General features: G+C 48.3%; 6 protein-coding genes. All 6 read right to left on the bottom strand.

Annotated features, from left to right (window positions below; all coding sequences use genetic code 11):
• Positions 1 to 126: 126 nt before the first annotated feature.
• On the bottom strand, positions 127 to 20,820 hold the full coding sequence (locus AC5JPO_RS12240) for a Calx-beta domain-containing protein (protein ID WP_493853958.1): 20,694 nt from the start codon (positions 20,818 to 20,820) through the stop codon (positions 127 to 129).
• Between the two features lie 140 nt (positions 20,821 to 20,960).
• Positions 20,961 to 21,941, bottom strand: coding sequence for an OmpA family protein (locus AC5JPO_RS12235; protein WP_493853957.1), 981 nt, complete (start codon positions 21,939 to 21,941; stop codon positions 20,961 to 20,963).
• Positions 21,942 to 22,560: 619 nt separating this feature from the next.
• Positions 22,561 to 22,974, bottom strand: a complete 414-nt coding sequence (locus AC5JPO_RS12230; RefSeq protein ID WP_319052202.1) for a PaaI family thioesterase — start codon at positions 22,972 to 22,974, stop codon at positions 22,561 to 22,563.
• Positions 22,975 to 23,110: 136 nt separating this feature from the next.
• Positions 23,111 to 23,653: a DUF3124 domain-containing protein gene (locus tag AC5JPO_RS12225; protein WP_443526042.1), complete on the bottom strand. Its 543-nt coding sequence runs from the start codon at positions 23,651 to 23,653 to the stop codon at positions 23,111 to 23,113.
• 43 nt (positions 23,654 to 23,696) lie between these two features.
• Positions 23,697 to 24,398 carry a potassium channel family protein gene (locus AC5JPO_RS12220; RefSeq protein WP_319052200.1) on the bottom strand — a complete coding sequence of 234 codons (702 nt, stop codon included), beginning with the start codon at positions 24,396 to 24,398 and terminating at the stop codon, positions 23,697 to 23,699.
• A 67-nt stretch (positions 24,399 to 24,465) separates the two neighbouring features.
• Complete coding sequence (locus AC5JPO_RS12215; protein ID WP_493853956.1) at positions 24,466 to 26,226, bottom strand: potassium transporter TrkG; 1,761 nt, start codon at positions 26,224 to 26,226, stop codon at positions 24,466 to 24,468.
• Positions 26,227 to 26,307: the final 81 nt, after the last annotated feature.

Raw genomic sequence — 26,307 nt, 5'->3', positions numbered from 1 at the left:
TAAGGAGGGCTAGCCAGTTATTAAAGTATGCTATTTCGTAGACAACACTCAAAAAAACGCCACTGGATTTGATCCAATGGCGTTTTGTAGAAGATAAAAGTCAAACCCCGTACTAGTTGAATAGACCTATATAATAATATTGGTCGTAATATCAGTCTGAATCAACAGATCGTGCGTTCCATTGGTATCCGAGAAGCTATAAACATCGTAGCTAATACCATCCTGCGACACAGTAGTATTTGTATCCGTCCATTCATCGGTCAACGATACGCTATCAGAACTATCACCATTGATAATCAAATCTTTGTTAGTAAGTACCGTATCATTGATAATATCAAGCACATCATTAGTGGATAGATTGGTAAGCGCTTGAGCGCCATTACCTATCAGATTAATGGTTTCAATACTCTCAAACTTAGTTGAATTAAAAGTACCGAAGTCGATTGTCGTTCCTGCTACGTTAATGAGCAAAGTGTCGTCGTCATCACCACCATTGATGAGTAGGTCATCAGCGTCAAACACTATCGTATCATTACCCGCTCCGGCATCAATCGTATCTGCGCCTGCACCGCCGTTAATTGTATCATTGCCAATGCCGCCATTAATTATGTCGTTACCAGCATCGCCATTCAGGACATCGTTACCTGCGCCACCACTGATAGTATCATTACCGATGCCACCGTTAATGGTATCGTTACCGGCATTGCCAGTTAAAGTATCATTGCCAGCATCACCATTAAAAATATCGTTTCCACTACCACCGACAAACAAATCATCGCCTGCGCCACCAGTATATTTAAGCGCAGACGTCTGGTTTACTGAAATTAAAGCATCATCGTCAGGGGTGCCATTGAATACTAAAGTAGGCGCTACATCGATATTAATGGTACCTGGGTCTGTGACAAAAGTATCCCCATTGCCCGTTTCAACTGTTTCTAATGTAATGGTTAAAGGACCAACATAAGATGTCGCCGATTGTACACGCAAATTGTTAATACTTTCATAAGGTACTCCTTCGATAACGTAGGTTTGTATACTGGCATTCCACGTTACGTTCAATGGCGCGCCATCTCTGGTTGTTACCTGTAGTACATCACCATATAGATTGTCACCAGTCACAATGATATTAACGGTTTCACTGCCATCAATATCTTCCATTGCAGCATTTAAGTTGAGCGTCGTCCACTTACCTTGGAAACCAACTAAGGTAGATGGATTGAATACGATTTCATCGGCCACAGGTGTCACATCTAAGGTCACTACAAGCGGGGTACTGGCCAAACCACTGTCACTGATGACGCTGACTTCAATACCTGAAACCGTGCCACTGACATTCTCAGGCGCTTGAATAAAGATATTATCCATCTCACCTACTTCACCACGATTAATGTTATTTAGCTGACTGGCATTGATTGACCATGAGTTATTGTTATTACTACCTGAGACGCCATTGTTACTGGCTAGAACAGTGTCTCCTGAGGTGTTAATGTAATACACCAGATAACCATTAGGCACATCGTCTAAAGTGATCGCTGCTGCATCGTCTCCTTCATCTACTGGATTGATCTGATAAGGTATGGCTATGAGTGTATCCTCATCCCCCGTTGCAGTAACCATTAAATCATCATCATCTCTATCCAAAATAGCCAATGCATCTGGTTGTGCAGCAACTGCGATATCGTAACTGTGCTGATATGTCAATGTCACGCTATCATCACCACTGATCTCATCGACTTCATTGTGTGCTGCGTATACATTCACTACTGCCGTGCCATCTTCATTTTCGGCAGGGGTATAATTGACCGTGATCGTGTCAGCAGGGTTGATACCATCGATATCACTGTCTGTATCTGCAACATCAACGACGTAGTAAGTACCAGCAGGAATATCGCCCACTTCACCATCGGCCAACGTGATAGGTACTAGAGGGTTGTTACTACTATCAGTCAGCACACCAGCACCACCATTAACATCGGTCAAACCACTCTCATCGAGTTGTAGATAAAGCCTACCATCAACCAGAGAAACATAGTCTCCATCCGCACTATTGGTTAAGTTTATATTGATGGCGATAGGAGTATCCTCATTAACGGCCAATGCTGTGGTCTGACCATCGTTGTCGAAAGGATCAGTGACTGGTGTTATCTCTACATTAACGTCATCGATTCTCAAATTATCTTCTAAACCTTGGTCGTTCAGCGCAGTGAATTCAACATTAAAACTGAGCTCTTGACCAACATTAGCCTCATTGGTACTAAAGTTTTCAGGTGGTGTCAAAACAACATTACCTAGCGCTTGATTAGGTGTTAGCTCCTCGCTATCTTCAACGCTGATAATCCACTGACCTGCGACTTGCTGTACACTTACGTTTGGATTATTGCTACTCAACACTGTGCCTTCAGGTAGATCAGTTAGTAAGAAGCTATAAGCACTAACTACATTTGTATCGCTCAACTCAGCATTTACTAAACTAGACAATAAAATAGCAGCATCTTCTGACTGAGGCGTAGGAGTGACATTGAGCGTATCGATCAGATCAACGGGGGCAGGATTACCGCCATTTCCATCTCTTGTTAAGGTAATAGGGAATATACCTACAACCGTCGCTTCACTACCATCGATACCCTCGCCATTGATATCTTGTGTGACACCTACTACAGTGACATTGAAGGTGCCTACAGGGATATCGTTGGTGTTTGGGTTGCGAGCCAATACCAGTGTGTACTCTGGCGCTGAGTCTGTAATGGCCGTATCTGGTACGTCGACATACCAGGTAGTGCCCGCTAAGATACCGCCTTGTACAACAATACCATCAGGGACGTCGCGAACCTCTAAACGAGTAAAAGACTCAGTCCCATCTTGGTCAGGGGAGGATATGGCGATAATCGCTGATGCCGTATCATCTGTACCGTTATTATTGATGCTGTTGTCTGTCACATCTACGCTTATTGTTGGCATGTCAGTCACTGCTTGGAACGTCACGTTTACATTAGCCGTTCCTGTTGGTGATTGACTGCTAATCGTAGCGTCGTCCTCAAGCAATGCGGTATCTGTATAAGTGTACTCAAAAGGCAATGTGACATTGTCATCGCTATGACGCTTGGTTTCATCGTACCTAATCTCAATCGTTTGATTGGGACTATATGAATACGTTTCACCTGCATTCAGACTCTCTTCAGTGCCATCAATGCGTAGTGATAAGTCTCGATCTATCAGGTCGTCAGCTTTGATTGTTATGGTCTCAAGTGACTCATATCCAATATCGCTATTGCTTGACACCACTGTATCGTCACTCACAAATGACGCAAGGAAATCGACAGTCGTCCACTCATCTTCAACCGCTAACACTTGCGGGTTGTTGACTACCCCATCAGCAGCATCAGGCGTAATTAATACAGAGACAACTTTAGCGTCATGAGTCGCACTATTGCCGGACACCACTTCCGTCGTCGTTCCTGTAATGGTCAGCTCGATATCACCAGCAAAGTTTTCAGGCGTTGTCAGTTTTGCTGAGCCGTCTTTGAGAGCGTCTAAAGATACAGACCAGCTACGAGTACCTTCACTTTCACTACCGCCTAAGAACACTGCTCCCGTGATGCCAAATCCTATAGGCACGCCTGTCACCTTGTAAGTGACCTGCTCTGCTGCTGGACTACCAGTATCATAAGCGGCAATATTGGCAGTATCAGCAAAGAACGCTGACAACGATATGCTGTCATTGCCAGCGCCTTCGATACCAACATACGTATAATCTTTGGTGACAGACTGCTCATCAATATCCACTATCGTTGCAGTCTCAGTTGCTAGGTTGTCATTTACAATAAGATCTGCTAGGCCAACGACACTAATAGGCAAGTTCAATGTTGCGCTAGAAGCACTGATGTTTCCATCGCTCTCTCTACTGACTGCTGATACTTGGAGATTGGCTTTGCCGCTATAGTTTTCAGCTGGTACAAAGTATAAATCGCTCACTGTATTGGTGTAATTAGCTATGGTTACTGAGCCCCCAGTAGTATCCAACAGCGTCAGTGTCCCATCATTATCGGCATATAACTGAGCGCCTAGCGGAATGTCTGTAATAGTGACGTCATAAGATTCTGATCCATCATCGTCACGTGAGCTTGGGCGGATGTTCAAAGGAATACCATCGGTAGGAACAACAACTGCAACTGATGACCCATCACGATTATTACCACCGCTAATTGCCTGATCCTCTAAACCTGTGGCAGGATCGACTCCTAGCGTAACTTGGTCAGCAACACCTGCAACTGTGAAAGTTAAGTAACTCTCACCACTCGTTACTGGCTCGACACTAGTATCTGTATCTTCATCATAGTCGATAGTCACAGCTTCTACTTTGACTGCTGTCTCAGCAGTAGCCGATACCGAAGTGACTGTATAATCGCTATAGTCTTGCGGCGGGGTCACAGTAACCGTATTCAGATAAGCGGCTGGAATATCGACACCCGTCCCATTATCTGTAAGCGACAAGGTATTACTACCGTTGTTATAGGTAAATACGGCGCCTTCAATGGCAGTAAACACACCATTGTCTCTACTACCAAACGTCAGATGAGCATAAGTCTGCTCAGAATCATTGAGGGCAGTAGTATGGCTTTCTTCTCCAAAATCAACCGTATCATCTTGGTTTGACCAGTTATCGAGTAATCTGAATGTACCGTCAACACCAAGGTCAAATGCAGCGTCTTCTTGCGCTACAGCAGTGTAAGTGTAGTCTGGATTAATGGTTAAGTCAGGCGTACCATCACCATCAATATCACTACCCACAACTTCGGCTACAGGCGTGATGTTAATCGTTTGGGTTAATGTGGTTGTTTCACTGATAGCAACGGCTACATCTCCATCATCATCCAAATCTGCACTGGTTACTTCAAAGTCGATATCAGTATCTGTTGAAGACTGCGCAGGTGGCGTAAGCGACAAGCTACCCAAATCAGAGGTGTCGGTAATAACAATCACCGTACCGCCACTCGCGCCTACTGTATCGGTGGTACCATCGTTATATGTCCAACCTTCCGGCAAAATAAACCGAATTGTAGTGATGATTTCGGCAACAGCTGAGCTGCCGTCTTGGTCATCAAGTACTGCAAAATCAAACTCATCAAGTGTGAAGGCTGTGTCTTCAGTTGTACTAACATCATTCGCTACTACTTGACCAGCAACAGGTGCCACGGTCAGATTAACGTTAACAGTATCGATTAGCTCAACCGTTTTATTTCTTGGAGATGAGTCAGTATCGTGGTCTTGGGTAAATAACGACACGGTAATATTACTCATATCTTGTGAGTTATATTCAGCTGATGTGATGCTAATTTGCGGCTCTGAGCCACCATTGACTCTCAAACTAGTAGATGTCGGTGCGGCAGCATTAACACCAATCAATACCTGACCGTTGGTATCAACAGTATACTCGGTCACCCTACTACTACCAGCAGGTATAAATGAGACAACAGCATCTGGCTGTAATCCGCTAATTACGAAACCATAGGTCTCTAGACTTCCACCTCTACCCACTAAATCACCAAAATTGGTGGTGATTGGTAAATCAACAGACTCACCTTCATTTACAGTGACCGTTAAGGTATCTCCCGTTACCTCATTCTGGTCATAGCCAAAGGTACTATAGTCAATAATATCATCATCATTCGGATTATTATTCGCAGCATTATTATCTTCAGTATCCGTCACAGCTTGAACATCAATATCAATAGTGACGGTACTCTCTGCACCATCCACTCCTGCAAGGATATTACCACTGTTATCAACTTCATATTCTATCACTGACATCTCAAAAGAGATGTTAGTAGCATCATCGGCAGGTGGCGTTAGTGTCATCGCTTCAAATTCAGCACTGGTCATGGTGATGGTTGGTGTGCCTGCATTAGTGATTATTTGGTCATTAGTCAAATAATCACTTAATAATATGGTGATGTCAGCACCAGTTGATGCATAGGTATTACCCCCGTAGTTTAGGGTTGCACTATCTGGTATACCCGTTAAGGTAATCAAACCGATACGTTCAGGGTTGTCAGTAGCATTCCCTATGCCATCTAAATCCGTATCATCACTAATAACAGGTGGTTGCAAACCTAAGCTAGCGGTAGTGTTATCTTCGTCAGTTGATAATGCAATATCATCACCAATATCTGGTGCATCTGATACTGGATTGACGGTGATCGTCAGTGTCTCTGTACCGCTTTCTGGAGTTGCGGCATTAGGACCATTATTGACAGCAATAGTGACCACTGGTACGGTGCCACTAAAGTTTTCAGCAGGATCAAAGATATAGCTTCCATCAGTGTTTATTGTCAGCTCACCAATGATAGAGCCGTCTATAGTGACGCTAGTAGCAACACCTACGTTGAATGTCCCCATCATACCAGCAACGGTATAACTATCGACAGTTAACTCTGTATTGGCATCAGCATCTGCAGTATCGTTTGCAAAAATACCATTGGCAGCCGCCACTGATAATACTGTATCTTCATCGGTACTATCAGTATCATCTACAAGCGCGATACTATCATCAGTACCTGTAATGGTCACTTCAATGTAGCGAAGCTCACTGGTACTGATTTCGTTACCATTAACAGCATTGGTGATACCTTCATTATCATTGACTTGTACGGCATAACGAATGGTGATGGTTTCCCCTTCAGGAAGGAAATCAATGACGTCCGCCTCAGCATTAATACTCCAGCTACCCTCTTCAAAGCTGCCTGCATTATTATCTGCTTCAAATATACTTGATAAGGCTGCTTTTTGAACATCTGTTAATGGATTGGCATTGGTAAAGGTTGTGTTGTTTGAGTCATAGACATAGATGTTTTCTGCCGCGATTTCACTAATCGTCGGCTCATCACTGTCATCAGTATCCGCAAAGCTAAGGGTACCCGTTCGAATGATAGCAGTACCATCAGCCTGCTCGGTTATTGCTGCAGCAGTTTCGATGATGTTGTTACCGTTCGCAACGTTAGTGATGACAGGTCTATCGTTAGTACCATTGATATTCACAGTCAAAGTGGTCGTACTGGTATCACCATCAGCATCTGTGATGGTGTAGTTGAAGGTTTCGGTTAAAGGTTCATCATCGACAGCAAGATATTGTACTGCATCGTTATCAAGATCGTAACTGTAACTGCCATCTGCATTGAGCGAAAGCACACCATAGTCACCTTGTGTACTTCCACCTACTGTACCCGTCACCGTGGTAGATGTAACTGATTCTATCGCCGTGACAGATGTTGCGTCTGCCCCTAAACTGTCGGCGACATCTGTTGCTGCTGCACCTGTAGCCGTGAGCACGTTACCTGTTACTTTGTCTGTCTCTTCAGTAAGGCTATTAGTATCTGGATTGGCAGTAGGCGCGGTATCAATGATACGAATATCTAACGTGTCAGATGAAGTCCCACCTGCACTATTGGTGAGATTGACAGTAAACTGGTCTAATACATTGTCACCAGCGGTGTTGTGCATTTCAGCACTGCCATCTTCGGTATATGCATAAGTGAGCGAGCCTGTGGCCGAGTTGTAATCCGTAATAACCAGTTGGCCTTCGCTACCATTTATAATCACAGGATTAGCAGCGGTGGCTGTGGTCACATCGACACTGTTGATAGTCAGCGCTGCGACACTTTGCGGGTTAGTGATATCGATAGCGCCAGTCACAGTGTTACCTGTGCCTTCAACCACGCTGTTATCTTGTGGTGTTGTGGCTGCATCTGTATCTTCAATAGTGACGGTTGGTGCTATATCATTGTCAGCAATGGCGGTGGTAACACTTGCTTGCTTGCTATCAATACTGGCATTGAGTGATGGATTAGATAAAGCGATAGTATAGTTCTCAGAATTTTCAAACAGGGTGTCGTCAGTAATAGCAACCGTTACCGTTTTGGTTACCTCCCCTGGTGCAAAAGTCAACGTACCTGAGTTTGCACCATAATCAGCCCCAGCAGTGGCTGTACCATTGCTGGTGGCATAATCAACCGTCACAGCCGTTGATGATGGGTTGGTTAAGCTAACGGTATAAGTGACCGTACCAGCATCTTCATTTACTAAAGTAGCACCAACAATTGAAACAACAGGCGCATCATCGTTATCAATGATGGTACCAGTCGCTGTGCTTGGTGTGACTTGGTCAGTTGCGCTTGCTGTCAGTGTAATGGTTTCATCTGGCTCATCAATATTGTCATCAACAGTAGATACACGCACGATGATACCATCCGTACTATTAGCGGGAACATCCACACTAAAGGTACCATCTATAGCAACAGTAACCGTGCTAAAGGTGTTGCCACCATCTAAGCTTACTTCGACAGACGTATTCGTGTCTGTGCCAAGTACCGCTGTACCATTCGCTAACGTCAGCGCTACTGTTGTATCAGACTCAGATAGGTTGCTCAAATCAACGGTGAACTCAAGAGTATTCCCCTCAACCACACTGTCTCTAGTGACAATTGCAGTCGGCTTATCACCTGCTTGAGGTGTACCGTCTACCGCATCTTCGTCTAAAATAGTGCCAGTCGCAACAGCACTATCAATGTCTGCATTATCAGCACTAGTGACCACAAAGCTGAGCTGCTCACTGCTCTCAAAGATATCATCATTATTAGTAGTGACAATAATAGCAGGTGCTGTTTGGCTTCCTGCAGGAACTTTGAGCTCAAGTATAGTACTACCATCTAAAACTTCTGCTATGACCGTAGCATCGGTAATAACCACTTGATCACCAGTCGCATTGATATAGATAATCGAAGCAATATCTGCCGCTTCTACGTCACTACTTGGATCAACTGTCACTTGCACTGTAGTGTCAAAATTACTTTCACTATCTTGCTCAACCGTAAAGCTCAAGACATTGTCCACCCCTTCAATCGATTGCGCATCAGTGGCAGCAATGTTAACGCTCGGTTTGTCGCCCTCGTTGACGGTGCCGTCTGCTGCATCTTCATCGAAGATGGTGGCGACATCAGTGGCGGTGCCAATGCTGGCGTTGATCGGATTGCTGATGCTCATGCTTAAGGCTTCTGAGACCTCATAGATGGCATCGTCAGTTGGGCTGATGGTGAACGTTGGCAGGACACTGCTGCCCGCAGGAATGGTCACGCTAACCCCAGCAATGGCGTCCGCCACGCTGATGGTTTGGCTGCCATTGGCATCGGTAAAGGTGATGCTGTCAATGTCGCTGGCATCACTGTCGCCAAGCACTAGGCTTGCGGTGACAGTGCTGTCTTTGTCCGTTGCGCCCGTTTGGCTGAGACTAAAGACGATGCTGTCGTCTGCCCCTTCGGTGGCGCTATCACTCACCGCGGCAATGCTCACCACAGGAATGGCATCTAAAGCATCAATGATGGTGCCAGTGCCACTGTCATTGCCAATGGTAAGCTCGGTGGTTTCATCGTTCTCAAGGATGGCATCATTGAGCACAGGATAGCTGACGGTAAAGTCGGTCACCCCAGCAGGGACGGTGATGGTGCCATCATTATTGTTGATGATGCCGTTGCTAAAGACGGGGGCGTTGCTAAAGTCAGTGGCCTCGGTGGCGCTATTACCTGCCAAGTCAAAGTCATAGGTGACATCCGCTTCGGTGACGCCATTGACGGTGACTTGGTGAACCAGATTGTCCCCTTCTGTGGCGCTAGCATTGCCCACGCTAACGCTCGGTTTGTCGCCCTCGTTGACGGTGCCGTCTGCTGCATCTTCATCGAAGATGGTGGCGACATCAGTGGCGGTGCCAATGCTGGCGTTGATCGGATTGCTGATGCTCATGCTTAAGGCTTCTGAGACCTCATAGATGGCATCGTCAGTTGGGCTGATGGTGAACGTTGGCAGGACACTGCTGCCCGCAGGAATGGTCACGCTAACCCCAGCAATGGCGTCCGCCACGCTGATGGTTTGGCTGCCATTGGCATCGGTAAAGGTGATGCTGTCAATGTCGCTGGCATCACTGTCGCCAAGCACTAGGCTTGCGGTGACAGTGCTGTCTTTGTCCGTTGCGCCCGTTTGGCTGAGACTAAAGACGATGCTGTCGTCTGCCCCTTCGGTGGCGCTATCACTCACCGCGGCAATGCTCACCACAGGAATGGCATCTAAAGCATCAATGATGGTGCCAGTGCCACTGTCATTGCCAATGGTAAGCTCGGTGGTTTCATCGTTCTCAAGGATGGCATCATTGAGCACAGGATAGCTGACGGTAAAGTCGGTCACCCCAGCAGGGACGGTGATGGTGCCATCATTATTGTTGATGATGCCGTTGCTAAAGACGGGGGCGTTGCTAAAGTCAGTGGCCTCGGTGGCGCTATTACCTGCCAAGTCAAAGTCATAGGTGACATCCGCTTCGGTGACGCCATTGACGGTGACTTGGTGAACCAGATTGTCCCCTTCTGTGGCGCTAGCATTGCCCACGCTAACGCTCGGTTTGTCGCCCTCGTTGACGGTGCCGTCTGCTGCATCTTCATCGAAGATGGTGGCGACATCAGTGGCGGTGCCAATGCTGGCGTTGATCGGATTGCTGATGCTCATGCTTAAGGCTTCTGAGACCTCATAGATGGCATCGTCAGTTGGGCTGATGGTGAACGTTGGCAGGACACTGCTGCCCGCAGGAATGGTCACGCTAACCCCAGCAATGGCGTCCGCCACGCTGATGGTTTGGCTGCCATTGGCATCGGTAAAGGTGATGCTGTCAATGTCGCTGGCATCACTGTCGCCAAGCACTAGGCTTGCGGTGACAGTGCTGTCTTTGTCCGTTGCGCCCGTTTGGCTGAGACTAAAGACGATGCTGTCGTCTGCCCCTTCGGTGGCGCTATCACTCACCGCGGCAATGCTCACCACAGGAATGGCATCTAAAGCATCAATGATGGTGCCAGTGCCACTGTCATTGCCAATGGTAAGCTCGGTGGTTTCATCGTTCTCAAGGATGGCATCATTGAGCACAGGATAGCTGACGGTAAAGTCGGTCACCCCAGCAGGGACGGTGATGGTGCCATCATTATTGTTGATGATGCCGTTGCTAAAGACGGGGGCGTTGCTAAAGTCAGTGGCCTCGGTGGCGCTATTACCTGCCAAGTCAAAGTCATAGGTGACATCCGCTTCGGTGACGCCATTGACGGTGACTTGGTGAACCAGATTGTCCCCTTCTGTGGCGCTAGCATTGCCCACGCTAACGCTCGGTTTGTCGCCCTCGTTGACGGTGCCGTCTGCTGCATCTTCATCGAAGATGGTGGCGACATCAGTGGCGGTGCCAATGCTGGCGTTGATCGGATTGCTGATGCTCATGCTTAAGGCTTCTGAGACCTCATAGATGGCATCGTCAGTTGGGCTGATGGTGAACGTTGGCAGGACACTGCTGCCCGCAGGAATGGTCACGCTAACCCCAGCAATGGCGTCCGCCACGCTGATGGTTTGGCTGCCATTGGCATCGGTAAAGGTGATGCTGTCAATGTCGCTGGCATCACTGTCGCCAAGCACTAGGCTTGCGGTGACAGTGCTGTCTTTGTCCGTTGCGCCCGTTTGGCTGAGACTAAAGACGATGCTGTCGTCTGCCCCTTCGGTGGCGCTATCACTCACCGCGGCAATGCTCACCACAGGAATGGCATCTAAAGCATCAATGATGGTGCCAGTGCCACTGTCATTGCCAATGGTAAGCTCGGTGGTTTCATCGTTCTCAAGGATGGCATCATTGAGCACAGGATAGCTGACGGTAAAGTCGGTCACCCCAGCAGGGACGGTGATGGTGCCATCATTATTGTTGATGACGCCGTTGCTAAAGACGGGGGCGTTGCTAAAGTCAGTGGCCTCGGTGGCGCTATTACCTGCCAAGTCAAAGTCATAGGTGACATCCGCTTCGGTGACGCCATTGACGGTGACTTGGTGAACCAGATTGTCCCCTTCTGTGGCGCTAGCATTGCCCACGCTAACGCTCGGTTTGTCGCCCTCGTTGACGGTGCCGTCTGCTGCATCTTCATCGAAGATGGTGGCGACATCAGTGGCGGTGCCAATGCTGGCGTTGATCGGATTGCTGATGCTCATGCTTAAGGCTTCTGAGACCTCATAGATGGCATCGTCAGTTGGGCTGATGGTGAACGTTGGCAGGACACTGCTGCCCGCAGGAATGGTCACGCTAACCCCAGCAATGGCGTCCGCCACGCTGATGGTTTGGCTGCCATTGGCATCGGTAAAGGTGATGCTGTCAATGTCGCTGGCATCACTGTCGCCAAGCACTAGGCTTGCGGTGACAGTGCTGTCTTTGTCCGTTGCGCCCGTTTGGCTGAGACTAAAGACGATGCTGTCGTCTGCCCCTTCGGTGGCGCTATCACTCACCGCGGCAATGCTCACCACAGGAATGGCATCTAAAGCATCAATGATGGTGCCAGTGCCACTGTCATTGCCAATGGTAAGCTCGGTGGTTTCATCGTTCTCAAGGATGGCATCATTGAGCACAGGATAGCTGACGGTAAAGTCGGTCACCCCAGCAGGGACGGTGATGGTGCCATCATTATTGTTGATGATGCCGTTGCTAAAGACGGGGGCGTTGCTAAAGTCAGTGGCCTCGGTGGCGCTATTACCTGCCAAGTCAAAGTCATAGGTGACATCCGCTTCGGTGACGCCATTGACGGTGACTTGGTGAACCAGATTGTCCCCTTCTGTGGCGCTAGCATTGCCCACGCTAACGCTCGGTTTGTCGCCCTCGTTGACGGTGCCGTCTGCTGCATCTTCATCGAAGATGGTGGCGACATCAGTGGCGGTGCCAATGCTGGCGTTGATCGGATTGCTGATGCTCATGCTTAGGGCTTCTGAGACCTCATAGATGGCATCGTCAGTTGGGCTGATGGTGAACGTTGGCAGGACACTGCTGCCCGCAGGAATGGTCACGCTAACCCCAGCAATGGCGTCCGCCACGCTGATGGTTTGGCTGCCATTGGCATCGGTAAAGGTGATGCTGTCAATGTCGCTGGCATCACTGTCGCCAAGCACTAGGCTTGCGGTGACAGTGCTGTCTTTGTCCGTTGCGCCCGTTTGGCTGAGACTAAAGACGATGCTGTCGTCTGCCCCTTCGGTGGCGCTATCACTCACCGCGGCAATGCTCACCACAGGAATGGCATCTAAAGCATCAATGATGGTGCCAGTGCCACTGTCATTGCCAATGGTAAGCTCGGTGGTTTCATCGTTCTCAAGGATGGCATCATTGAGCACAGGATAGCTGACGGTAAAGTCGGTCACCCCAGCAGGGACGGTGATGGTGCCATCATTATTGTTGATGACGCCGTTGCTAAAGACGGGGGCGTTGCTAAAGTCAGTGGCCTCGGTGGCGCTATTACCTGCCAAGTCAAAGTCATAGGTGACATCCGCTTCGGTGACGCCATTGACGGTGACTTGGTGAACCAGATTGTCCCCTTCTGTGGCGCTAGCATTGCCCACGCTAACGCTCGGTTTGTCGCCCTCGTTGACGGTGCCGTCTGCTGCATCTTCATCGAAGATGGTGGCGACATCAGTGGCGGTGCCAATGCTGGCGTTGATCGGATTGCTGATGCTCATGCTTAAGGCTTCTGAGACCTCATAGATGGCATCGTCAGTTGGGCTGATGGTGAACGTTGGCAGGACACTGCTGCCCGCAGGAATGGTCACGCTAACCCCAGCAATGGCGTCCGCCACGCTGATGGTTTGGCTGCCATTGGCATCGGTAAAGGTGATGCTGTCAATGTCGCTGGCATCACTGTCGCCAAGCACTAGGCTTGCGGTGACAGTGCTGTCTTTGTCCGTTGCGCCCGTTTGGCTGAGACTAAAGACGATGCTGTCGTCTGCCCCTTCGGTGGCGCTATCACTCACCGCGGCAATGCTCACCACAGGAATGGCATCTAAAGCATCAATGATGGTGCCAGTGCCACTGTCATTGCCAATGGTAAGCTCGGTGGTTTCATCGTTCTCAAGGATGGCATCATTGAGCACAGGATAGCTGACGGTAAAGTCGGTCACCCCAGCAGGGACGGTGATGGTGCCATCATTATTGTTGATGATGCCGTTGCTAAAGACGGGGGCGTTGCTAAAGTCAGTGGCCTCGGTGGCGCTATTACCTGCCAAGTCAAAGTCATAGGTGACATCCGCTTCGGTGACGCCATTGACGGTGACTTGGTGAACCAGATTGTCCCCTTCTGTGGCGCTAGCATTGCCCACGCTAACGCTCGGTTTGTCGCCCTCGTTGACGGTGCCGTCTGCTGCATCTTCATCGAAGATGGTGGCGACATCAGTGGCGGTGCCAATGCTGGCGTTGATCGGATTGCTGATGCTCATGCTTAAGGCTTCTGAGACCTCATAGATGGCATCGTCAGTTGGGCTGATGGTGAACGTTGGCAGGACACTGCTGCCCGCAGGAATGGTCACGCTAACCCCAGCAATGGCGTCCGCCACGCTGATGGTTTGGCTGCCATTGGCATCGGTAAAGGTGATGCTGTCAATGTCGCTGGCATCACTGTCGCCAAGCACTAGGCTTGCGGTGACAGTGCTGTCTTTGTCCGTTGCGCCCGTTTGGCTGAGACTAAAGACGATGCTGTCGTCTGCCCCTTCGGTGGCGCTATCACTCACCGCGGCAATGCTCACCACAGGAATGGCATCTAAAGCATCAATGATGGTGCCAGTGCCACTGTCATTGCCAATGGTAAGCTCGGTGGTTTCATCGTTCTCAAGGATGGCATCATTGAGCACAGGATAGCTGACGGTAAAGTCGGTCACCCCAGCAGGGACGGTGATGGTGCCATCATTATTGTTGATGATGCCGTTGCTAAAGACGGGGGCGTTGCTAAAGTCAGTGGCCTCGGTGGCGCTATTACCTGCCAAGTCAAAGTCATAGGTGACATCCGCTTCGGTGACGCCATTGACGGTGACTTGGTGAACCAGATTGTCCCCTTCTGTGGCGCTAGCATTGCCCACGCTAACGCTCGGTTTGTCGCCCTCGTTGACGGTGCCGTCTGCTGCATCTTCATCGAAGATGGTGGCGACATCAAAGGCGGTGCCAATGCTGGCGTTGATCGGATTGCTGATGCTCATGCTTAAGGCTTCTGAGACCTCATAGATGGCATCGTCAGTTGGGCTGATGGTGAACGTTGGCAGGACACTGCTGCCCGCAGGAATGGTCACGCTAACCCCAGCAATGGCGTCCGCCACGCTGATGGTTTGGCTGCCATTGGCATCGGTAAAGGTGATGCTGTCAATGTCGCTGGCATCACTGTCGCCAAGCACTAGGCTTGCGGTGACAGTGCTGTCTTTGTCCGTTGCGCCCGTTTGGCTGAGACTAAAGACGATGCTGTCGTCTGCCCCTTCGGTGGCGCTATCACTCACCGCGGCAATGCTCACCACAGGAATGGCATCTAAAGCATCAATGATGGTGCCAGTGCCACTGTCATTGCCAATGGTAAGCTCGGTGGTTTCATCGTTCTCAAGGATGGCATCATTGAGCACAGGATAGCTGACGGTAAAGTCGGTCACCCCAGCAGGGACGGTGATGGTGCCATCATTATTGTTGATGACGCCGTTGCTAAAGACGGGGGCGTTGCTAAAGTCAGTGGCCTCGGTGGCGCTATTACCTGCCAAGTCAAAGTCATAGGTGACATCCGCTTCGGTGACGCCATTGACGGTGACTTGGTGAACCAGATTGTCCCCTTCTGTGGCGCTAGCATTGCCCACGCTAACGCTCGGTTTGTCGCCCTCGTTGACGGTGCCGTCTGCTGCATCTTCATCGAAGATGGTGGCGACATCAGTGGCGGTGCCAATGCTGGCGTTGATCGGATTGCTGATGCTCATGCTTAAGGCTTCTGAGACCTCATAGATGGCATCGTCAGTTGGGCTGATGGTGAACGTTGGCAGGACACTGCTGCCCGCAGGAATGGTCACGCTAACCCCAGCAATGGCGTCCGCCACGCTGATGGTTTGGCTGCCATTGGCATCGGTAAAGGTGATGCTGTCAATGTCGCTGGCATCACTGTCGCCAAGCACTAGGCTTGCGGTGACAGTGCTGTCTTTGTCCGTTGCGCCCGTTTGGCTGAGACTAAAGACGATGCTGTCGTCTGCCCCTTCGGTGGCGCTATCACTCACCGCGGCAATGCTCACCACAGGAATGGCATCTAAAGCATCAATGATGGTGCCAGTGCCACTGTCATTGCCAATGGTAAGCTCGGTGGTTTCATCGTTCTCAAGGATGGCATCATTGAGCACAGGATAGCTGACGGTAAAGTCGGTCACCCCAGCAGGGACGGTGATGGTGCCATCATTATTGTTGATGATGCCGTTGCTAAAGACGGGGGCGTTGCTAAAGTCAGTGGCCTCGGTGGCGCTATTACCTGCCAAGTCAAAGTCATAGGTGACATCCGCTTCGGTGACGCCATTGACGGTGACTTGGTGAACCAGATTGTCCCCTTCTGTGGCGCTGGCATTGCCCACGCTAACGCTCGGTTTGTCGCCCTCGTTGACGGTGCCGTCTGCTGCATCTTCATCGAAGATGGTGGCGACATCAGTGGCGGTGCCAATGCTGGCGTTGATCGGATTGCTGATGCTCATGCTTAGGGCTTCTGAGACCTCATAGATGGCATCGTCAGTTGGGCTGATGGTGAACGTTGGCAGGACACTGCTGCCCGCAGGAATGGTCACGCTAACCCCAGCAATGGCGTCCGCCACGCTGATGGTTTGGCTGCCATTGGCATCGGTAAAGGTGATGCTGTCAATGTCGCTGGCATCACTGTCGCCAAGCACTAGGCTTGCGGTGACAGTGCTGTCTTTGTCCGTTGCGCCCGTTTGGCTGAGACTAAAGACGATGCTGTCGTCTGCCCCTTCGGTGGCGCTATCACTCACCGCGGCAATGCTCACCACAGGAATGGCATCTAAAGCATCAATGATGGTGCCAGTGCCACTGTCATTGCCAATGGTAAGCTCGGTGGTTTCATCGTTCTCAAGGATGGCATCATTGAGCACAGGATAGCTGACGGTAAAGTCGGTCACCCCAGCAGGGACGGTGATGGTGCCATCATTATTGTTGATGACGCCGTTGCTAAAGACGGGGGCGTTGCTAAAGTCAGTGGCCTCGGTGGCGCTATTACCTGCCAAGTCAAAGTCATAGGTGACATCCGCTTCGGTGACGCCATTGACGGTGACTTGGTGAACCAGATTGTCCCCTTCTGTGGCGCTGGCATTGCCCACGCTAACGCTCGGTTTGTCGCCCTCGTTGACGGTGCCGTCTGCTGCATCTTCATCGAAGATGGTGGCGACATCAGTGGCGGTGCCAATGCTGGCGTTGATCGGATTGCTGATGCTCATGCTTAAGGCTTCTGAGACCTCATAGATGGCATCGTCAGTTGGGCTGATGGTGAACGTTGGCAGGACACTGCTGCCCGCAGGAATGGTCACGCTAACCCCAGCAATGGCGTCCGCCACGCTGATGGTTTGGCTGCCATTGGCATCGGTAAAGGTGATGCTGTCAATGTCGCTGGCATCACTGTCGCCAAGCACTAGGCTTGCGGTGACAGTGCTGTCTTTGTCCGTTGCGCCCGTTTGGCTGAGACTAAAGACGATGCTGTCGTCTGCCCCTTCGGTGGCGCTATCACTCACCGCGGCAATGCTCACCACAGGAATGGCATCTAAAGCATCAATGATGGTGCCAGTGCCACTGTCATTGCCAATGGTAAGCTCGGTGGTTTCATCGTTCTCAAGGATGGCATCATTGAGCACAGGATAGCTGACGGTAAAGTCGGTCACCCCAGCAGGGACGGTGATGGTGCCATCATTATTGTTGATGACGCCGTTGCTAAAGACGGGGGCGTTGCTAAAGTCAGTGGCCTCGGTGGCGCTATTACCTGCCAAGTCAAAGTCATAGGTGACATCCGCTTCGGTGACGCCATTGACGGTGACTTGGTGAACCAGATTGTCCCCTTCTGTGGCGCTGGCATTGCCCACGCTAACGCTCGGTTTGTCGCCCTCGTTGACGGTGCCGTCTGCTGCATCTTCATCGAAGATGGTGGCGACATCAGTGGCGGTGCCAATGCTGGCGTTGATCGGATTGCTGATGCTCATGCTTAAGGCTTCTGAGACCTCATAGATGGCATCGTCAGTTGGGCTGATGGTGAACGTTGGCAGGACACTGCTGCCCGCAGGAATGGTCACGCTAACCCCAGCAATGGCGTCCGCCACGCTGATGGTTTGGCTGCCATTGGCATCGGTAAAGGTGATGCTGTCAATGTCGCTGGCATCACTGTCGCCAAGCACTAGGCTTGCGGTGACAGTGCTGTCTTTGTCCGTTGCGCCCGTTTGGCTGAGACTAAAGACGATGCTGTCGTCTGCCCCTTCGGTGGCGCTATCACTCACCGCGGCAATGCTCACCACAGGAATGGCATCTAAAGCATCAATGATGGTGCCAGTGCCACTGTCATTGCCAATGGTAAGCTCGGTGGTTTCATCGTTCTCAAGGATGGCATCATTGAGCACAGGATAGCTGACGGTAAAGTCGGTCACCCCAGCAGGGACGGTGATGGTGCCATCATTATTGTTGATGACGCCGTTGCTAAAGACGGGGGCGTTGCTAAAGTCAGTGGCCTCGGTGGCGCTATTACCTGCCAAGTCAAAGTCATAGGTGACATCCGCTTCGGTGACGCCATTGACGGTGACTTGGTGAACCAGATTGTCCCCTTCTGTGGCGCTGGCATTGCCCACGCTAACGCTCGGTTTGTCGCCCTCGTTGACGGTGCCGTCTGCTGCATCTTCATCGAAGATGGTGGCGACATCAGTGGCGGTGCCAATGCTGGCGTTGATCGGATTGCTGATGCTCATGCTTAAGGCTTCTGAGACCTCATAGATGGCATCGTCAGTTGGGCTGATGGTGAACGTTGGCAGGACACTGCTGCCCGCAGGAATGGTCACGCTAACCCCAGCAATGGCGTCCGCCACGCTGATGGTTTGGCTGCCATTGGCATCGGTAAAGGTGATGCTGTCAATGTCGCTGGCATCACTGTCGCCAAGCACTAGGCTTGCGGTGACAGTGCTGTCTTTGTCCGTTGCGCCCGTTTGGCTGAGACTAAAGACGATGCTGTCGTCTGCCCCTTCGGTGGCGCTATCACTCACCGCGGCAATGCTCACCACAGGAATGGCATCTAAAGCATCAATGATGGTGCCAGTGCCACTGTCATTGCCAATGGTAAGCTCGGTGGTTTCATCGTTCTCAAGGATGGCATCATTGAGCACAGGATAGCTGACGGTAAAGTCGGTCACCCCAGCAGGGACGGTGATGGTGCCATCATTATTGTTGATGACGCCGTTGCTAAAGACGGGGGCGTTGCTAAAGTCGGTGGCCGCGGTGGCGCTATTACCTGCCAAGTCAAAGTCATAGGTGACATCCGCTTCGGTGACGCCATTGACGGTGACTTGGTGAACCAGATTGTCCCCTTCTGTGGCGCTGGCATTGCCCACGCTAACGCTCGGTTTGTCGCCCTCGTTGACGGTGCCGTCTGCTGCATCTTCATCGAAGATGGTGGCGACATCAGTGGCGGTGCCAATGCTGGCGTTGATCGGATTGCTGATGCTCATGCTTAGGGCTTCTGAGACCTCATAGATGGCATCGTCGACCACTGTGACATTAATGACTGGTGCCGAGCTCTGTCCTGCTGGTATTCTGACACTCGCTCCATTGATAAGAAAATCTTGGATATCATTTGCATTACTCAGAAATACAGTAACACCATCAATGTTAACATAACTAATAGAAGCAATATCTGCCAATTCGATACTGCTTGTATCATTAATTTTTACGTCAACTAAGGTGTTGAAGTTACTAATTTTGTTTTGTGATACAGCGAAAACTAACCCATTATCAATCCCTTCAATCGCTTGACCATCAGTTGCCACAATGCTGACCACGGGTATATCACTTCCTGTCATCGGATTGTTAGGATCGACTGGTGTACTACCATCAGTCGTACCATCATCATATACAGTCGTTTCTACAGTGCTATTGGCAGTATCAATAGTAGCTCTGCCCGTGCTGACACTTGTGATCGCTACTTGAAAGCCTTCTGCTCCTTCATAGACATCATCATTGACAATAGGCACTCCAAAATCAACAGAGGTCTGTCCAGCCGGAATCGTGACTGTTTGCGTGGCTGGCGCACTATAGTCATCACCATCAGCAGATCCAGGTGTGATCGTTATCGTAACTGTAGTATCTGTCTCACTCACTTTATCCAGACTGACTGTGTACAACGCTGTATTCGCATTATCGGCAGCATCTGCTTCGCTTAGGTTCATCACCCCACTAAGGCTCACTATAGAAGCAGGTTCAGCTGGCTCATTGTCATCATCACTGCCACTACTAAGGGCTGCTACTAGACCAGCTAAGCCAACGCCTGCTGCTGCAGGTATCCACCAAGGTATCGCAGCCGCCGCTATATATTCAGTGCCACCCAATGCCTGACCTTCCACATCCCCTGTCTCTAGCTGCGTGACATAGTCGTAAGTCTCACCAGTATCCGGAATATAGTAATAGTACTCACCATCTTCAGCGATTCCGAGCAGTGCACTGTTTGCCTCGTCGTAGAACCCTTCTATTATAAGATCACTGTTTTCGCCATCTTTTTCGAACGAGACATGCAAATCATTTTTTAGACGCTTGGTAATAATATGATTGGGCGCACGACCGATTGCCGTATCATGAAACTCGTAATTAACCTTGTCCACAGCTTTAATAATAGTAGGCTTTCCATCTTCGGTGACTACTTGTACTTGCGCGACAGTCTGAGTTGCACTATTGGTTTTCACTATAATCGTGTTCATATTTTTTACCTTCTATTTATTGTTATCTGTTTTTCAATTGGGATAATATAACTTGAGAGAGATATCACGCGGCACTCATTGCCAAAGAATAATCGGTCAAAGCCGTTTTAAATGAATAAAATCCACTTGGATGCCTTTTATTATTCATTTTGCGGCTGCTCTTCTACTACAGCGATGACGCGGCGATTAAGCCGTCTTCCTGCTGCAGTATCATTACTTGCTCTTGGCTGCGACTCGCCATAGCCGATAGCGCTTATACGATTGGGTGCAACACCGAATTCGTTAACTAGTATCTCTTTCACTGCGTTGACTCGGCGCTGTGATAATGCTTGATTGTAGTCATTTTGACCACGGCTATCTGTATGTCCCTCGATAGTTACTACAGTATTCGGGTACTGCTTCATAAACGTGACCAGTTCGGTCGTTTTTGCATAATAGGCTGGACGTACCATCGACTTGTCTGTCTCAAACAATATTTCAAGATCAATAGATATTCTTTCGGACAATGCTGGTGTCGGTGTTTTTATAACAGCAGGTGGATTAATTGGTGGTGCGGCTATGATAGGTATTGGGCAGTTAGGAACAACGCGACTGATTTGATGAGACTGATAACGCTTTTTTTCTAGTAGTTGCAATGCGCTAGCGGTAGTGATCTGCTCTAAGGTGCTTTGACCCGTTTGAGCCATATTCACATAAAAAAAGTAAGTTTGACCGCCTACTAACTCATACTCTTTTTTATTTGCCAGCAAGTTATTGTCCTTGAACCCCGTGGCATGAGCGCTTAATTGGTTTATACCAACACATGATTCAACAACCGTATAGTTGCCTGCATGGAGACTCACTTGAAACCGATTGTTTACTGCGATGTTGGCACTCGTTTGTTCAGAGTAACGGTCATTGGATCTAATAAATACCAAACGGGTTTTATCAGAAGATACATTTTGGTCTAATATATAGTTGATATCAGCATCAGTTTGGTTGTTCCATGCAACCTTACTCACATGGCGACTATCTCCATCGTTATCGATACTGTTGTTACCAGTCACGGAGCATGCTGTCATTCCTAATAGCATTACTGGTAAAACAATGATATTGATAGACTTTCTGAGTATATTTTCCATGACTACTCCCTTACTTACTACTTACTGTATTCTGAATCACCTTTGGACACTTATGTATACTTTTATGCTACCTGTTACTATAGTTGCATACCAGTACGGTCAAACCATCCAACCGACCATACATCGCTTTTTACCTGAAAATTTTATCTTAAGTCATTAATTTTATTAATATAAATAAATTACCCAGATCGCTTTATCGTACAAAAACCTCTCATTCTTCTGAGCAGGTGCTATCTTACATGAAAATTCATCCCATAATTAAACAAACTATTGTTTATTTAAATATTTATAAAAATAATAGTTGCTGGTTCTTTAATGTTGCAAAATAAATGCCAACTCATACCACCTTTTAGAAATCCGTACTACCATAAAATAAACCTCGCAAGCTGTTATGCTTGGCGAGGTTTGTTTTATGCAGAGTATTCTGTAGTAGTGACTACGCTAATGACTGTCATCCAATAATTCAAAGGTAATGATTAAATCATGACGATAAGTCATTTCGATGAGATCTAATATTGCAATATTATGGTCTTGATCTCTAAGTCTATAATACTAAATGCGTACTAATCTAACGATAAAAGACTTATTACTCAAGCAATATATACTATGAAGTAAAAGTTTATATACGCTGAGGCGGTACAGAATATGTGCCGACTACGTGTGCGACAACGTCATCCGAGCCTTCTGAATACAGAGACACCTCACCCACGATCAGCGCTCGCCCTACTTTAAGTAAGGTACACTCAGCGATAATACGTGCATCTGCTGATGGTTTACGCAAAAAATTAATCGTCAGGCTGGTCGTCACGGTCAAGGGCACGATGCCGATTTTTCCCAGTATCGCCACATAGATAGCAACATCAGCGACGGCCATCATGACAGGACCAGACACGGTGCCACCGGGACGTAGCTCATTGATACCAATATCGTGTGATAAGGTCGCGCCATGCGCGCTTACTGCTTCAACGACGCATTTTGTTTGGGGGAACTCCATTGCCATAAAGGCGTTAATTTCTTCTTTGGTTGCAGACATAATTCTTCCTTGAATGTCACTGTCTCGAATATCACTACCTTGAATATCGCTACTTAAATATCGCTATATTAAATGGAACTACCGCTATTGCCGTTGTTAACACTGCCGACATTGCTATTTTCTTTAACACATCCGATTAATGTATCACAGGCGTGCCTTCGGTACTAAACGCAAATCCTTTATTGCTAAAATTCCCAATCATGACCGCCTCAATAACTGGTTTGACGGTCTCATCCGCGCCTTCAACTTCGATAATAAAGTTAGCACCAGCGCCACCTTTGTTCTCTTCTTTTTCAACGATATAGTTGAGCGTGGCCATCGCAGGTAGCTCGATTGGCTTGTCTATATAGGATTTGACAAGAGCGCCATCGGTATCGTAATAATCAATTTTATTGATATATAGTGATTTTTCCAACGTGGTATTACGTACGCTCAACGTCGCAGCCAGTAACACTTTACGATTGTCTTTATCAGTATAGATATCAGAATAGATGGGGACATAAAAGGTTTCTTTATAGCTGAACTCGCTACGATCCACATTGGACGTCACCTCCAACGCCTCAATCGGGTCCTGTTGATTCTCGGACAGGGTGACGTTCGGATCTTGCGCGGACGGATCACAGCCAGACAGTAGTGCCATAGCGGCAACCAATAGAGCGGCTACACTGCGCTTATTCATAAACTCCCCCTGTATCTTCTCATGTCACTACGCTGTTGAGCCGTTATTTGATTTTCACACCGACGCTACGTAAAAACTGGTTGATGTGTTTGTTCGCGCCATAAATGACCAGTACATCGTGGTCTTTTAATACTTGCTCTGGCGTTGCCAATCCTTGAATGCTCGGTTTGCTCTGAGTACGACCAAAGCTGTCTTCATAATACTCATAGCGCAAGGTACTAAGCAATCGTATATTGAACTTTTGCTCCAATTGCAATTCATCGATGGTCTTACCGATCAATACACTTGGAATATTAATCTCTACCATACTGAAGTTATCGCTTAACTCAAACGAATCGACAAAATAACGTAGCGACAGTCGTTTGGCCCAGCGATTGGCCGCTTCTTTTTCAGGATGAATCAAATCGTCCACCCCAATAGCCTGTAGGACTTTTTCGTGTAGTGGGTTGATACTGCGGCTGATCAACCGTTTTGCTTTTAGGGTCTTAAATAACGCCGTTGCCATCACGTTTGCGCCTTGATCTTCGCCAACTGCCACGATGACGATGTCAGTATCAATGATGGGTAAGCCGCTTACGGTATACTCATCTGTGGCATCCATACAGAGCGTATGAGAGATAACTTCCTTATAGGTTTCGACCCTTTGCATATTGCTATCAATGCCAATCACTTCATGCCCTTGGCTAGTCAATGCAGAGCCTAGTGACGCGCCAAAATTCCCCAATCCTACGATAATATACTTCATAACCTTGATGACCTTTTTTAAACTATATTTTTCGCTTCTGAACGTAAAATTATTTATGTATAAAAATTTAGTTAATCGTAATTTCCTCAGTTGGATAGCGATAATTGCGTTGGCGCATGTTTTTGAGTAGTGCAATAAATATCGTTAGCATACTGACCCGCCCAACAAACATAATGACCGATATCACCACTTTGCTAAAATCTGACAAATCTGCTGTTAGATTCAAACTCAGCCCTACTGTACTGTATGCTGAAAAACACTCAAACACTACTTTGATCAAATCAAGCTCTGGCTGATCATAGCTAATGAGCGTCACACCAGTACCGATGACCAGCAGTGACAACCACATAATAGAAAATGCGCGGCGCACGGAGATCTCCGCAATTTGACGTTTGAATACTTCAATCTTCGTTTGCCCACGGGCTAGACTGAGTGTATTCAATAAGGCAATCGCAAAGGTACTGGTCTTAATACCGCCCCCTGTCGAGTTTGGTGACGCGCCAATCCACATCAAAAATATCGTCAGCATGATCGTTGGGAATGCAAGCTCACCCATATCAATCACATTGAATCCTGCGGTTCGCGGCGTGGCAGCGGTAAAGAATCCTGTCACAAGCTTACCAAAAATACTGGTATGGTCAGCGAGCACATTATCGTATTCAAATATCATCACTCCAATCAGACCGACCAGCAATAGCGCACCAGTCGTAATCAAGGTAATGCGGCTATTGATGTTGAGCAACCAAGGCTGATAAAAATAGCGTTGATCATGACGATACAGTAGTCGCTCAATGCGATGCCGTAGATAGCGCAGTACATTGACCACAATAGTAAAACCCATACCACCAAAGATAAAGGTCATCGCCACGATCAGCTGTAGCGGGTAATTAAAGCGTAGCGAATCGTCATACATGCCAGCACTAAAGGTCGAAAACCCCGCATTACAAAAAGCTGAAATTGCATGAAAAATCGAAAAGAACAACTGCTCAGACCAACTCATATCGGGTATATCATAGATACTGATATAAATCAGTGCCGCTGCTACTGCCTCAACACCAAAAGTCACGTATAAGATTGACTTCAAGGTCGAGACTACGTTGCCCATACCGCGCATATACGACATCTCGCTGATACTGGCTTGCGTCTCATAACTGACGCCGCCCTTAAAAAAGTAACTAAAATAAGTCACAAATGTCAAAATACCTAAGCCGCCGACTTGTATTAAGCCCATAATAATGGCCTGTCCAAACGTCGTAAAATGGGTCGCCGTGTCCACCACAATAAGTCCTGTCACACAAACCGCACTGGTCGCGGTAAAGAGCGCATCAACAAAGGATAACGGCTGCGTTGTGGCATTGGGCATCATTAGCAGCAGGGCGCCTATCAGCACCACCGCCAAAAAGCTTAGAATAAAAAACTGCGCAGGATGCAGAAAGGTACGATTAAGATTAAAATTGTGATCAGAAAGTTCACGGATAAAGGTGACAAACACGGCTATCTTGATGGCGACGAAGCCATCAACAGCGGCAGACAACCCAAAACGCATTAGGTCAGTAAAGTGTGCCGCAAGTAAAATAATAATAGCGATACTGGTAAAGGCATCGAATACCGCCACTTTATTAAGCGTGAACGGCTTATTTGTGTAGATATAACGGCCAACCGTCACCACAAAGCTCAAAAAAATAATGACTAGATAAAAAATATGGAAACCTTGTTGTAGCCACGTCGGCAGTGTAAAACCACTATCTAACAAGGCAACAACGACCCCAATGACACTTATCAGAATCGTAATATTATTCAATAATCGATAACGCATGGCTGCATTCATAGCCTGAATCCATGACAACAATAACCCCGATACTTATACTCCTTTTTTGCCCTATTCACAAAAATTGATTTGAGAGAATCG

Source organism: Psychrobacter sp. H25 (genome assembly GCF_059076335.1).
The sequence above is the reverse complement of the archived record's forward strand: the minus strand, read 5'-3'. Positions and strand labels throughout refer to the sequence as shown.